Source organism: Dinoroseobacter sp. S76 (assembly GCF_049801095.1).
Taxonomy (GTDB): Bacteria; Pseudomonadota; Alphaproteobacteria; order Rhodobacterales; family Rhodobacteraceae; genus Dinoroseobacter.
Genome location: NZ_JBNAGH010000003.1, coordinates 696,783 through 710,234 on the forward strand (window position 1 = coordinate 696,783; position 13,452 = coordinate 710,234).

The following is a 13,452-nucleotide window of genomic DNA, read 5'->3' on the forward strand; positions in this document are numbered from 1 at the left end:
TTTCCGCCATTTCCGCGGGTGTTAGCGCTCTCCTGCGACATCGTTTCCCCGGTCGGGGAGCAGCTATGCACTGGGCACAAGTTGACAGGAATCAACTTCTGGCACGGGGGAAAAAGGTGCCATGGCACCCCAAGATCGCGGGTTTTAACGCTGCTTGCGAAAGCCGATCAGACCAGCGGACCGCCGTCAGAATCGTCCCCGGTCTCGTCCAGAAGACGGTTGAAATCGGGGATCGTGACCTCGCGCTTGCCGCGCAGGGCGATCACCCCGTCACGCTTCAGGGCCGAGACCTGACGGCTCACCGTCTCAAGGGTCAGGCCGAGATAATCAGCCATGGCTTCCCGGGTCATGGGCAGCTCGAAGGTGAAGGACGAGGTGTGGTCATGCTGGGCGATGGCCGCATTGCGCCGGGCGATGATCGCAATCAGGCTCGCGATCTTCTCGCGCGCGGTCTTGCGCCCCAGAAGCAGCATCCATTCCCGCGCGGCATCAAGCTCGTCCAGGGTCATCTCCAGCAGACGCTGCGCCACATGGGGCGTGTCGTTCATCATCTGCTCGAAAGGTCCGCGCCGGAAGCAGCACAGGGTGACCTTGGTGCTCGCCGTTACATCATAGGGCGCATGGATCCGCCCGGGACGCCCCATGAAATCCGACGGCAGGAGGAGGCCGACCATCTGGCGGCGCCCGTCTTCCATGGTCTGGCTCAGGGAAGCGATCCCTTCGACCACGGAGGCCACGAAATTCAGCTCATCCCCGGACCACACAATGGTCTGCCCCGCCTCGAAATCACGGTAGTATTTCATGCTTTCGAGCAGCTCGAGCTCATCGCTTTCACACCGCGCGCAAACCGCCCGATGCCGGATAGGGCAGTCGGAACAATCTTTATGCAGTTGAATGGTTTGGCTGGTCGCCGTCATAGATTGATCTGGGTCAAGGACGCGGGAAGTCTGGTAGCCCACCCTAGGCGAATGGACACCAAAACGCAACTTTCGCGCTTGGGCCTTTTTGACGCTCGCGTCCCGCGGTACACCAGCTACCCCACGGCGACGCATTTCGCGAAAACGGTCTCGGCAGCTCATTTCACCGATTGGGTCTCGGCGATCACGCCGGGTACCGAGATCTCGCTCTATGCGCATGTTCCGTTTTGCCGGCGCCTGTGCTGGTTCTGCGCCTGCAGGACCCAAGGCACACAGAGCGATGAGCCCGTGCGCGCCTATGTCGAAACACTTCTGACCGAGATCGCCATGCTGCGGGAGGCCCTGCCCGAGGGCGTGCGCCTGTCGCGGATCCACTGGGGGGGCGGCACGCCGACCCTGCTCGGCCCGGACATGATGCGCGAATTGGCCGCGGCCATGTTTGCGGTCGCGCCAAAGGCGGAGAATGCCGAGTTCTCGGTCGAGATCGATCCGAACGAGATTGACGACGCCCGGCTGGATGCCCTGGCTGCGGCGGGGATGAACCGCGCCTCCATCGGGGTGCAGGATTTCGATCCGGAGATCCAGAAGGCGATCGGTCGGGAGCAGAGCTTCGAGGTGACCGAGGCCGCCGTATTGGGTCTGCGCGCCCGCGGGATCCAGAGCCTGAACACCGACATCCTCTATGGCCTGCCCTTCCAGACTGGCGCGAAAATCACCGACTCGGTGCAAAAGCTGCTCTCGCTGCAGCCGGACCGCGTGGCGCTTTATGGCTATGCCCATGTGCCCTGGATGGCGCGGCGCCAGAACCTGATCCCGAATGAGGCTCTGCCCACGCCCGAGGCGCGGCTGGAGCTCTTCGATACGGCGCGGCGGCTCTTCCGCTGGGACAACTACGCCGAGATCGGGATCGACCATTTTGCCCATGCCTCTGACGGTCTGGCGCTGGCGGCCCAGACTGGCAAGCTGCGCCGGAATTTCCAGGGCTACACGGATGACACGGCCTCTGTCCTGATCGGGCTCGGCGCCTCCGCGATCTCGCGCTTCCCCCAGGGCTATGCCCAGAATGCCAGCGGCACGGCTCAGTATCAGAAAGCGATCCGCGCCCGGCAATTCGCCACGGCGCGGGGCCATGCCTTCGTGGGCGATGACCTGCTCCGCGCGCGGATGATCGAGATGGTCATGTGTGACTTCAAGATCGACGGCTCGGCCCTGCAGCAGGAATTCCCGATCACCGAGGCGCGCCTGTGGGAGATGCTCCAACGGGCCGCTGACCAGTTCGAGGGTATGGTGATCGTGGATCGCGAGCGCCTGACCCTCACCATTCCGGAGCGGGCCCAGCCGCTCACCCGGATGATCGCACGGGCCTTCGATGGCTATGAAGCCCCTGCGGGCAGCCACTCGATCGCAACCTGATATACCCCGATACGGGGGACGGGCCCCTTCCTCCCAGCCCGCGCCCTCGCGACCGGCCTGACCCTCTGGGTCAGGCCGCCCCGCGATCCATGAATGCGGCGGCCAGCAATTCCTTGGTGTAATCCGAGCTCGGATGCTCGAAGATCTGGGCGCCTTCACCCATCTCCACCACATCGCCCTGCTTCATCACGATCACCTTATGGCTGAGCGCGCGCACGACCTTCAGGTCGTGGCTGATGAAGATATAGGCCAGCCCGTATTTCTGCTGCAGGTTGCGGAGAAGTTCGACGATTTGCACCTGCACGGTCATGTCGAGTGCCGAGGTTGGCTCGTCCAGCACCACCAGCTTGGGTCGCAGGATCATCGCCCGGGCGATCGCGATCCGCTGCCGCTGCCCGCCGGAGAATTCATGGGGGTAGCGGTCCATCATCGCCGGGTCGAGCCCGACCTCCACGAGGATCTCGGCCACGAGCTCGCGCGGGTCGCGCCCATCCGGGTTGCCATGGACCCCGAGCCCCTCGGCGATGATCTGAGCAATGGTCAGGCGCGGGCTCAGGCTGCCATAGGGGTCCTGAAAGACCACCTGCATATCCTTGCGCAGGCGCCGCAGCTCCCGCGTTTTCCAGCCCTGGATGTTCTCGCCTGCATAGACGATCCGCCCCTCGGAGGAGATCAGTCGCAGGATCGCGAGCGCGAGAGTCGTCTTGCCCGAGCCGCTTTCGCCCACGATGCCGAGGGTCTCGCCCGCGCGCACATCCAGTGTCGCATCATTGACGGCCTTCACATGACCCACTGTGCGGCGCAGGATGCCGCGCTGGATCGGGAACCAGACCTTGAGGTTCTGGGTCTCCGCCACGATGGGCGCGGCCTCGGGCACCGGGTCGGGCTGGCCCGATGGCTCCGCCGCCAAGAGCTTGCGCGTATAGGGGTGCTGCGGATTGGCAAAGATCTCGGCCGTGGGGCCGGTCTCGACGATCTCGCCGCCCTGCATCACACAGACCCGGTCTGCAATCCGCCGCACAATGGTCAGGTCATGGGTGATGAACAAAAGGCTCATCCCTTCGGAGGCCTTCAACTCCGCCAGAAGATCGAGGATCTGCGCCTGAATGGTGACATCGAGCGCCGTGGTCGGCTCGTCCGCAATCAGGAGATGCGGCCCGTTGGCCAGTGCCATGGCAATCATCACGCGCTGCCGCTGCCCGCCCGAGAGCTGGTGGGGATAGGCCTCCAACCGGCTTTCCGCATCGCGGATCCCGACCTTTTCCAGCAGGTCGATGACCCGCGTGCGCGCAGCGTCGCCCGTGAGGCCCTGATGCAGGGTCAGGCTTTCGGTGATCTGCTTTTCCAGCGGGTGAAGCGGGTTGAGCGAGGTCATCGGCTCCTGAAAGATGAAGCTGACATCATTGCCCCGCACCCGTCGCAGATCCGCCTCGGGCGCGCCGACCATCTCGGTGCCCTCATAGGTGATGGAGCCGGAGACCTCCGCCGCATCAGGCAGGAGCGAGACCGTGCTGAGCGCGGTTACCGACTTGCCCGAACCGCTCTCGCCCACAAGGGCCACGGTCTCCCCCGAGGCCACGTCAAAGCTGACGCCCTTGACCGCCTCGGAGAGCTGGCCGTCCTGCCGGAAGGCCACGCGCAGGTCGCGCACCTGAAGGACTGCATCGCTCATGAGAAGGTCTTTCTGGGGTCAAAGGCATCGCGGATACCCTCGAAGACGAACACCATCAGCGACAGCATGATCGCGAAGGTAAAGAAGGCGGTGAAGCCGAGCCACGGCGCCTGCAGGTTCTGCTTGGCCTGCAGGGTCAGCTCACCCAGGGACGGCGCCGAGGACGGCAGACCGAAGCCGAGGAAGTCGAGCGTGGCCAGGGAGCCCACGGTGCCCGTGACGATGAAGGGCAGCATGGTGACCGTCGCCACCATCGCGTTGGGCAGCACATGGCGGAACATGATCTTAACGTTGGACACACCCAGCGCCCGGGCCGCACGGACATACTCGAAGTTCCGCGCGCGCAGGAACTCCGCCCGCACCACGCCCACCAGCGCCGTCCAGCCAAAGAGCACCATGAGGAAGACGAGTAGCCAGAAATTCATCTGGAAGATCGCCGCGACGATGATGATGATATAGAGGCTCGGCGTTGCCCCCCAGAGCTCGATGATCCGTTGGAAGATCAGGTCCGTGAGCCCGCCGAAATAGCCCTGCACCGCGCCTGCGGCGATCCCGATCACCGAGGTCAGGAAGGTCACGACCAGCGCAAAGGCCACCGAGAGGCGGAAGCCGTAGATCACCCGCGCCAGCACATCGCGGGCCGTGTCATCGGTGCCCAGCCAGTGATTGGCGTCGGGCGCTGACGGCGCTGTGCCCTGAATGTCGTTGATCGTGTCATAGCTGTAGGGGATCAGCGGCCAGAGCAGCCACCCCTTGTGGATCTCGGCCCCGCCGACTTCGCCATCGCGCGCATCCTCGATCACGCCGATCGGGTCGTCGAAGCAATCCTCGAGCCCGCCGGAGATGATAAGGCATTGCACCTCGTCGTCGCGGTAGACCGCCTCGGTCCGGAAATCCCCGCCAAAGGCGGTCTCCGGGTAGAATTGGGTTACCGGGAAGTGCAGCTCGCCCTGATAGCTGACGATGATCGGCTTGTCGTTCGCGATCAGCTCGGCAAAGAGCGACAGGACAAAGAGCGTGCCGAAGAGGATCAGCGACCAATAGGCCCGGCGGTTGGCCTTGAAATTGCGCCAGCGGCGCTGGCCGAGCGGCGAGAGGCCGAAGCGCGACTTCTTCTCGGGCGCGGTGATTGCCTCGGGCTGCGGGGTGTCGTCGGGGCGGGTTTCTTCGGCGAGGGCCATGTTACGTCTCCCTCGAGGCGAAATCGATCCGTGGGTCGATCCAGACATACATCAGGTCCGAGACGAGCCCCATCAGGAGCCCGATCAGTCCGAACACGAAGAGCGTCCCGAAGATCACCGGATAATCCCGGGCCACGGCGGCTTCAAAGCCCATGCGGCCCAACCCGTCGAGGCTGAAGATCGTCTCGATGATCAGCGAGCCGCCAAAGAAGACCGAGACGAAGACCGCGGGAAAGCCTGCGATCACGATCAGCATGGCGTTGCGGAACACATGGCCATAGAGAACCTGGCTCTCGCCCAGCCCCTTGGCCTTGGCGGTGATCACGTATTGCTTCTTGATCTCATCGAGGAAGCTGTTCTTGGTCAGCAGGGTCAGCGTGGCAAAGGCCGAGATGGTCGAGGCCAGCACGGGCAGGGTGATGTGCCACAGGTAGTCACCCACCTTGCCCAGCGCGCTCAGCTCGTCAAAATTGTCCGAGGTGAGGCCACGCAGGGGGAACCACTGAAAATAGGATCCGCCCGCGAAGAGCACGAGGAGCAGGATCGCAAAGAGGAAGCCGGGGATCGCATAGGCCACGATGATCAGGCCGGAGGTCCAGGTGTCAAAGCTCGACCCGTCGCGGACGGCCTTGCGGATGCCCAGCGGGATCGAGACGAGATAGGCGATCAGCGTCGACCAGAGGCCCAGAGTGATCGAGACAGGCATCTTCTCGATCACCAGATCCACCACGCTGATCGAGCGGAAATAGCTCTCGCCGAAATCGAAACGCATGTAGTCCCACATCATGTTCAGGAACCGGATATGGGGCGGCTTGTCGAAGCCGAACTGCGCCTCCAGCTCGGCGATGAATTCCGGGGGCAGCCCGCGCGAGCCGAGATAGCGGTCATCGCCCGCAGCCCCTGCGCCCACATCACCGCCACCGCCGCCCGCATCGCCACCGCCGGCGATGTTCTGGAACACGTCGCCGCCGCCATCGAGCTGGGCCAGCACCTGTTCCACAGGGCCACCGGGGACGAACTGCGTCAGCGCAAAATTGATCAGCATGATGCCGAACAGGGTCGGGATGATCAGCGCCAGACGACGCAGGATATAGGCTCCCATGGGGTTACAGCGCGCCCTTGGCCCGGAGGGCTTCGGCCTTGTCCGCGTTGAACCACCAGAAATCGAGATTGCCGAGCCCGAAGGGCGGCAGGGTCTCGGGGTGCTCATACATATCGTAATAGGCGACCGTATGGGTGTTCTTGTTCCATTGCGGCACCCAGAACTTCTCAGCCCGCAGCACCCGGTCGAGGGCATGAACCGCCGTGGTCAGTTCCTCCTGGGTTTCGGCGTCCAGCACCACATTGATCATGCGGTCGACCGCCTCGGACTGGATCCCCATCTTGTTGAAGGTGGAGGTATCCGCGGTCTCGGAGCCGTAGAACTGCCGAAGGTTGCTGCCCGGGATGTAATCCGTGGACATGAAGGCCGTCACGATGTCGAAATCATAGGAGGGGGGCCGCTCGCGCAGGGTCATCTGCGCGTTGTCGATCCGCGTGTGGCGGGCATCGACGCCGAGCCGCTTGAGGTTTTCCACATAGGGGTTGATCACCCGGTCGAAGGTCTGGCTGTCATTGAGGAACTCGATGGACAGCACCTCGCCATCCTTGCGGCGCAGACCATCATCGCCCACCTCCCATCCGGCCTCGTCCAGCAGGCGCGAGGCGGCGCGCAGGTTGCCGCGATCGAGCTGGCGCGCGCCCGAGCGCGGGAAGCTGAAGGGCTCGGAGGTCAGGATGCTCGCATCGAGCAGCCCCTCATCCACCAGCGGTTGCAGCAGGGCCAGCTCGCCCTCGCTGGGCATGCCGGTCGCCTCAAGTTCGGAATTGTCCCAGAAGCTGTCGACATAGTCATAGATGCCGTAGAACAGCGTCTCGTTCGACCATTCGAAGTTGAACATCATGCCGATGGCTTCGCGGACGCGTGGGTCCTGAAATTGCGGGCGGCGCAGGTTGAAGACCCAGGCCTGGCCCGTGGCCTTGGCGCCGTTGGGCAGCTCGGCCTTGACGACAGAGCCTTCCTGGATCGCCGGGAAGTCATAGCCCGTGGCCCAGATCTTGGAGGAGGCCTCGTTCCGGAAGGTATAGGTGCCGCCCTTGAAGCCCTCGAAGGCCGCGTTGTAGTCAGCGTAGTATTCGATCCGGATCGCGTCGAAATTGCTGCGCCCGATATTGATGGGCAAATCTGCGCCCCAGTAATCCGGGTCCCGCTCATAGACGACGGTCTGGCCCACATCCATGCGGCCCAGAACGTAAGGCCCGGAGCCCAGAAGCGGCTCGAGCGAGGTCTCTTCGAAATCGCGGTCGTTTTCGGTGTAGAACGCCTCGGAGAAGACCGGCAGCGCCCCCACATCGGAGATCAGGTCGCGGGTCGGGATCCCCTCCTTGAAGACAAAGCGCACCGTGCGGTCATCGAGTGCCTCGGCGCTCTCGACCTTCTGGGCGAGCTGGGCGCGGAAGGAGGGCAGACCCTTGGTCAGAAGCAGGTTGTAAGAGAACACGATATCGCTCGCGGTGAGCGCCGAGCCGTCGGAGAAGGTGATGCCGTCCCGCAGGGTGAAGGTCACTTCCGAGCGATCCTCAGGATAGCTGATCGTCTCGCAGAGCAGGCAATAGACCGCGCCGATCTCATCCGCCGTGCCCGCCATCAGGCTTTCGAAGAAGACCGAAGACAGGCCCGCGGCGCGGCCCTTCAGCGTGTAGGGGTTCATGGAATCGAAGGAGCCAAAGGCCCAGACCGAAATCTCGCCGCCCTTGGGCGCGTTCGGGTTCACATAGTCCAGATGGGGAAAATCAGCGGCATATTTCAGATTGCCGAAGGTGGAAATGCCATGGGCCGTGATCATCTCCGCCTGCGCAGGCAGCGCGCTCAGGGCCAAAACCGTGACCAGCGCGAGCGGGCGTGACCAGCCGGAACGGCGGTCGGTTCGGGATGTGTCCTCGCCGGCGGGCGCCTTGGCATGTCGCATGAATGTCCTCCTGAACGTGTCAATGGCGGCACTGGCGTGCCCGTTCTCCAAGCTAAAGAGCCGTGCTTGGATGTTTCAAGCCTTCTCACCTGGATTTCACGAGGAAGTATGCCGCCGCGAGCAAAAAACAAAAAACGGAGTCCGGGCGGACACAAAAAAAGAGGCCGCCTCACGGCGACCTCGGACATTCTGAAGGGGCTACGCCTTACTGGAACGTGGCCAGATAGGCGATCAGGTTGGCGCGATCTTCGGCCTTGCCCATGCCGCGATAGGCCATCTTGGTGCCCGGTGCGTACTCCTTGGGATTCTCGAGGAACGCACTGAGGTTTTCCGGGGTCCACTCGCCGGTGGTGGCCATCAGACCGTCGGAATAGCTGTAGCCGTCTGCCGCGTGCTTCGGACGATCGACAACCCCGTGCAGATAGGGGCCAACGCCATTCGCGCCCGGCTCAAGCTTGTGGCAGGCCTGGCACTGGCGCCACAGACGCTCGCCGGCGCCCGCATCGGCTGCGGCATAGACTTCGGCAAAGGGCACTTCGACGACTTCCTCGACCACGGCGTCGCTCTCGCCCGTGTCGATGGAATAGGCCTGCGCGTGGTCATCCCCGTGGCTCCCATAGGTGCCATAAAGGATTCCGCCCGCCCAACTGCCCAACAGGAACACAAGGAGCGCGCCGCAAAAGCCACCCACAACCTTTGTCATCGTCATAGTATCGAACATGTTGCTACCACCAGCTGCAAGATTTGCACGGTAACTATGGCTTCCCCTCCCGGAGGGCAAGGTATAGATACCGCGACCAAACGCCCGACTGAGAGCTGACCGGGCGTCTGACAGAGGCCCGCCATGACAGTCAAAATCGCATTTCAGGGAGAACCCGGCGCTTATTCGCACCAGGCCTGCCATGATGCCCGTCCCGACGCCGAAGCCGTTCCGTGCCGGACCTTCGAGGATGTCTTTGCCGCCGTCCATGATGGAACCTGCGATCTGGGCATGCTGCCGGTCGAAAACTCGACCTATGGCCGGGTGGCGGATATCCATCGGCTGCTGCCGGAAAGCGGGCTGCATATCATCGAAGAGGCCTTTGTCCGCGTGCATATCAACCTGCTCGCGGTGCCGGGCACCACGCTCGATCAGGTCCGCTCGGCCCAGAGCCACACGGTGCTGCTCGGCCAGTGCCGCGGCTTCCTGCAGGAGCACAAGATCCATGCGGTGACCGGCGCCGATACCGCCGGATCCGCCATGCAGATCGCCCGCGCGGGCGACCCGGCCCAGGCCGCGCTGGCCTCGGAGCTTGCGGGCGAGATCTACGGGCTCGACGTGCTGGCGCGCCATATCGAGGACCATGACAACAATACCACGCGGTTCCTGATCATGGCGCCGGAGATGAACACGTCCCGACGCGGACCGGGCAAGATGATCACCTCTTTCGTCTTCGAGGTGCGCAACATCCCCGCCGCGCTCTACAAGGCCATGGGCGGGTTCGCGACCAACGGCATCAACATGACCAAGCTCGAGAGCTATATGGTCGGCGGGTCCTTCACCGCGACGCAGTTCTATGCGGATATCGAGGGCCACCCGGAGGACAGGAATGTCCAGCTCGCCCTCGAAGAGCTCGGTTATTTCACCTCACGTCTGGAGATTCTCGGCGTCTATCCGGCGGATCCCCGGCGCGACTGAGCCACCCGCGCGCGGACCTAGCCGTCCGCGTGGAGCCGGTCTTCGAGCTGGCGCAGGGCTTTGCGCACCCGCTTCCGGTAGCCCTTGTTCAGGCTGTCCCGGGCAAGCTTCATCGATTGCAACAGCACCTTCGCGGTGATCGACTTGGCGCGGGTCTTGGTGGCCACGGTGACCTCCGTGGCGTTGGGGTCCAGCGCCTCGGCCAGCACATCGACCTCAAAAAGCAGCCCTTGCACCGCCCCCTCGAACCGCATCTTCTGCGGCGCATGCAGCGTGACCATCGTCATCTCGGCGATCCGGTCCCGGCCTCGCGCGCGAAACGGGATCTGCCAGCGCATACCCGGCCCCGGACGCGGCAGCTTGTCGAGCCGTTTGACGGCAATCCCGTTCTCCAGCGCCATGCGCTCATAGAAGGCGACATCGCTGAGCTGGGCGAAGACATCCTCGACCGGCCCGGTCACCACTTCTGAGGCTTTGAACTGCATCCTCGCGCGCCTTCTATCCGGCCTGATCCGAGAGCCACGCCGTCAACAGGCTATGGGCGATCGCCCCGCGCCGGGGCTCGCGCATCTTGGGATGGGCGCCCATGAAGACCTGCAAAAGCTCCTCGCGGTTCATCCAGATGGCATCCTCAATCTCGACCGGATCAATGGTGATCTCCTCGCTAACCGCCTCGCCCGCGCATCCCATCATCAGGGACGCAGGATAGGGCCAGGGTTGCGAGGCCAGATAGCGCACGGGGCCGACACGGACACCCGCCTCTTCAAAGACCTCGCGGCGCACGGCAGCCTCGAGGGTCTCGCCGGGCTCGACAAACCCCGCGAGCAGGGAATACATCCCCTCGGGCCAGCCGGGCGAGCGGCCCAGAAGCACCCGGTTGCCATGGGTGATCAGCATGATCACAACCGGGTCCGTGCGCGGGAAATGGTGCCGCCCGCAAGAGGGGCACTGGCGCTGCCAGCCGCCCATGGTGACCTCCGAAGGCGCGCCGCACATGGAACAGAAACTATGGGTGCGGTGCCATTCCATGACCTGCCGCGCCGAGGCCGCAAACTCCGCATCCCGCCGGGTGAGCCGGGTCATGATCCCGCGCAGCTCGGCAAAAACCTCCCCCTCGGGCAGGTCCGGGTGCTGCTGCTCGCTGCGGTCGAGAAAACTGTCAAGCTCACCCGTGGGTTCCGCCGGCTCCCAGGCCGAGATATCGCGCGCAAAACGCGGCCCTGCCGCATCGAGCCCCAGAAAAATGGGCGCCTCGGTCGCGGCGGCAAAGACCGCGTGCTCCAGCGGCAGACCCACGAGCCCCTCGGCGCCCACAAGCGGTTTGCCGCGCCAGAAGGCGAAAGCCCGCGCCGTCGGGTCCTTGGCCAATCGGGCCAACGCCTCGGCATCACCACGCAGATGCGCCGCCCGGTCGAGCCCGGAGGTTCCGAATGTGATCTGATCTTCAAAGGGCATGCGGGGGCCTTCCAATGGGATCCCCGATCCTTGCCATGTCTGCCCGCGACACACAATTGCCCGTGGGAAACGCCCTCTTGCAGCGCGGCTTTCAGGTCCGTATATACCCCGGCGAGAGGTTGGCGCGGGCGAGCGCCTCGCCAACCCGGTCAGATCCGGAAGGAAGCAGCCGTAACGAGCCCCGCTTGGGTCGTTGTCCAGCCTCTCACCTCTCCCCCCCTCTAGATGCATGCCGAACGCGGGCGGTGGTCTGCCCGCAGGCCCCTTTGGCGCGCGCGAGGATGATCCCGCCCCTGCGCGGAAATGCGCGCTTCACGCGCCCGGAGCGCCTTCGTACCACCGGGGGATGATGCGGATCGTCACGTCTCTTGTCATCCTGCTGGTCATCGCGGCCACGCTCGCGCCACGGCTCTCCGCAGCCGTGGGCACGGCCTTTGGCGGGGCCTATACGATCGTGATCTGTACGGGCACAACGCTGGAGACGATCACGCTTGATGCCGAAGGCAACCCGGTCGAACGGCAGGAGCACAGCGATCAGCCCTGTACCCTGCATGCGCTTGGCGCGGTGGAGGCGACCGCTCCGGCCCTCTGGCAGCGGCTCGCACGCAGCTATGCCGCCCTGCCCTTTGTCGCCGCCCCGCCCGTGCGCGGCGCGCAGCTCTTTCTCCGCAACCCGCCCGCTCAGGGACCGCCTGTGATCGGATAAGCCCCCTTATCCCTCTCAACAACATCACAGGAATAAACTTATGACCGATGCAACCGCATCGCCGCCCGAGGTCGCGCGGACGACCGGCGGCGCCTTCTACCGTCTCGTCTGGAAATGGCACTTTCTGGCCGCACTCTATGTGCTGCCCTTCATGGCGCTTCTCTCGATCACGGGCGCCCTCTATCTCTACAAGCCGCAGATCGAGGAATGGATCTATGCCGACCGGCTGAACGTCCCCATCGGCGCGGAGGTTCTGCCCTTCGAGGATCAGGTCGCGGCCGTGGAAGCGCGTGCCGGGATCACCCGCCTGCGCGGGATCACCACGTCGGACATGCCCGGACGCAGCACGCTGATCGAGTTCAACGATGGGGACAAAACCCGCTCCTATGCCTGGGTGGATCCTTATACGGCCGAGGTTCTTGCGGTCACCCCGCGGGACGAAACGCTCATGCGCATGGTCAAGAAGATCCATGGCGAGCTTCTGCTCGGGGCCTTTGGCACCAAATTCGTCGAGCTTGCCGCCCATTGGGCCATCGTGATGTTCATCACCGGCGCCTATCTCTGGTGGCCGCGCGGCGACCGTAGCCTCGCGCAGGCCGTGCAACCTCCGGGCCGCAAGACGCCCGGGCGTGCGTGGTGGCGGCAGACCCATCTCTTCACCGGAATGCTGGCGACGGTGCTCGTGGTTCCGATCCTGGTCACCGGCCTGCCCTGGACGGATGTCTGGGGCGGCGCACTCGACCGGGTGCAGCAGGAGACGGGCCAATCTTCGAAATCCTTGCGCTTCGGGGGGCGCGTGCCCGGCTCCACCAGCGAGAGTGGCACGACCCTCGCCCAGGCAGAGGTCTTCGCGATTGCCCGGGCCGAGGGGCTGGCCGCGCCCTACGAGCTGCGTCCGCCCAAAAATGCGGAGGCGGCGTTCTGGATCCGCTCCGCCTCCCGCGACCGGTTCGAGCAGACAGAGCTGATCGTGGATCAGTATTCCGGCGAGGTCCTCGCGCGGGTCGATTTCACCGACAACCCACCCGTGGCCAAGGCCGTCTCCCTCGGGATCTCGTTCCACCAAGGGGAGCTCTACGGCCCGCTCAACCTGATCCAGAACACCATCGCGGCTCTGCTCGCGCTGGTGCTGTCGGTCTCGGGCTTCGTGGCGTGGTGGGCGCGACGGCCCAAGGGCAGCCTCGGGGTGCCAGCGGCACCCGAGGCCCGGCTGGGTGCGGGTATGATCCTGCTTGTGATCGGTCTGTCGATCCTGCTGCCGCTTGTCGGGGCGTCGCTGGTGCTTGCGCTGATCCTTGACCGGCTGATCTTCCGGCGGCTGGGCTGGTTCGGCGCACCGCAGAGCTGAGCAATATTCCAGCGCTGCCGCCCTGCGGTGGCGCTGGACCTCTGCCCTGCGCCCGCCTACCTTGCAGCGTGGGC

Annotated in this window: 12 protein-coding genes and 1 other RNA gene; 5 read left to right on the forward strand and 8 right to left on the reverse strand. The window is 64.4% G+C overall.

Annotated elements, in window-relative coordinates; translation table 11 throughout:
- Positions 1 to 167: 167 nt before the first annotated feature.
- Complete coding sequence (gene fnrL, locus ACP153_RS12965) at positions 168 to 917, reverse strand: transcriptional regulator FnrL (RefSeq protein ID WP_424971415.1); 750 nt, start codon at positions 915 to 917, stop codon at positions 168 to 170.
- Positions 918 to 968: 51 nt separating this feature from the next.
- On the opposite strand from fnrL, the gene hemN reads away from it, so the two are divergent.
- Positions 969 to 2,330 carry an oxygen-independent coproporphyrinogen III oxidase gene (gene hemN, locus ACP153_RS12970; RefSeq protein WP_424971416.1) on the forward strand — a complete coding sequence of 454 codons (1,362 nt, stop codon included), beginning with the start codon at positions 969 to 971 and terminating at the stop codon, positions 2,328 to 2,330.
- 70 nt (positions 2,331 to 2,400) lie between these two features.
- On the opposite strand, the gene ACP153_RS12975 is transcribed toward hemN, so the two are convergent.
- The 5 genes from ACP153_RS12975 to ACP153_RS12995 all read right to left on the reverse strand — a co-directional run bounded on the left by ACP153_RS12975 (position 2,401) and on the right by ACP153_RS12995 (position 8,912).
- Positions 2,401 to 4,002: an ABC transporter ATP-binding protein gene (locus ACP153_RS12975; protein WP_424971417.1), complete on the reverse strand. Its 1,602-nt coding sequence runs from the start codon at positions 4,000 to 4,002 to the stop codon at positions 2,401 to 2,403.
- Complete coding sequence (locus ACP153_RS12980; protein ID WP_424971418.1) at positions 3,999 to 5,183, reverse strand: ABC transporter permease; 1,185 nt, start codon at positions 5,181 to 5,183, stop codon at positions 3,999 to 4,001. The genes ACP153_RS12975 and ACP153_RS12980 overlap by 4 nt, the downstream gene beginning before the upstream one ends.
- Before the next feature lies 1 nt (position 5,184).
- On the reverse strand, positions 5,185 to 6,285 hold the full coding sequence (locus tag ACP153_RS12985; RefSeq protein ID WP_424971419.1) for a microcin C ABC transporter permease YejB: 1,101 nt from the start codon (positions 6,283 to 6,285) through the stop codon (positions 5,185 to 5,187).
- Positions 6,286 to 6,289: 4 nt separating this feature from the next.
- Positions 6,290 to 8,191, reverse strand: a complete 1,902-nt coding sequence (locus tag ACP153_RS12990; RefSeq protein WP_424971420.1) for an extracellular solute-binding protein — start codon at positions 8,189 to 8,191, stop codon at positions 6,290 to 6,292.
- Positions 8,192 to 8,396: 205 nt separating this feature from the next.
- Positions 8,397 to 8,912, reverse strand: a complete 516-nt coding sequence (locus ACP153_RS12995) for a c-type cytochrome (RefSeq protein ID WP_424971421.1) — start codon at positions 8,910 to 8,912, stop codon at positions 8,397 to 8,399.
- 123 nt (positions 8,913 to 9,035) lie between these two features.
- Between ACP153_RS12995 and ACP153_RS13000 the strand changes: the two genes are divergently transcribed.
- Complete coding sequence (locus ACP153_RS13000; protein WP_424971422.1) at positions 9,036 to 9,869, forward strand: prephenate dehydratase; 834 nt, start codon at positions 9,036 to 9,038, stop codon at positions 9,867 to 9,869.
- A gap of 17 nt (positions 9,870 to 9,886) precedes the next feature.
- Here the strand turns inward: ACP153_RS13000 and ACP153_RS13005 are convergent, their stop codons facing one another.
- Together ACP153_RS13005 and nudC are read right to left on the reverse strand one after the other, a co-directional pair.
- The gene (locus ACP153_RS13005) at positions 9,887 to 10,354 is read right to left on the reverse strand and encodes an SRPBCC family protein (protein ID WP_424971423.1); all 468 of its coding nucleotides are present in this window, start codon (positions 10,352 to 10,354) and stop codon (positions 9,887 to 9,889) included.
- Between the two features lie 13 nt (positions 10,355 to 10,367).
- Entirely contained in the window at positions 10,368 to 11,324 is a 957-nt protein-coding gene (gene nudC, locus ACP153_RS13010; protein WP_424971424.1) for an NAD(+) diphosphatase, read from the reverse strand.
- A gap of 113 nt (positions 11,325 to 11,437) precedes the next feature.
- On the opposite strand from nudC, the gene ffs reads away from it, so the two are divergent.
- From ffs to ACP153_RS13025, 3 genes are all read left to right on the forward strand, one after another.
- Positions 11,438 to 11,534: signal recognition particle sRNA small type (gene ffs, locus ACP153_RS13015), an RNA gene on the forward strand.
- Positions 11,535 to 11,553: 19 nt separating this feature from the next.
- Positions 11,554 to 12,030 carry a hypothetical protein gene (locus tag ACP153_RS13020; protein ID WP_424971425.1) on the forward strand — a complete coding sequence of 159 codons (477 nt, stop codon included), beginning with the start codon at positions 11,554 to 11,556 and terminating at the stop codon, positions 12,028 to 12,030.
- A gap of 40 nt (positions 12,031 to 12,070) precedes the next feature.
- Complete coding sequence (locus ACP153_RS13025) at positions 12,071 to 13,378, forward strand: PepSY-associated TM helix domain-containing protein (RefSeq protein ID WP_424971426.1); 1,308 nt, start codon at positions 12,071 to 12,073, stop codon at positions 13,376 to 13,378.
- Positions 13,379 to 13,452: the final 74 nt, after the last annotated feature.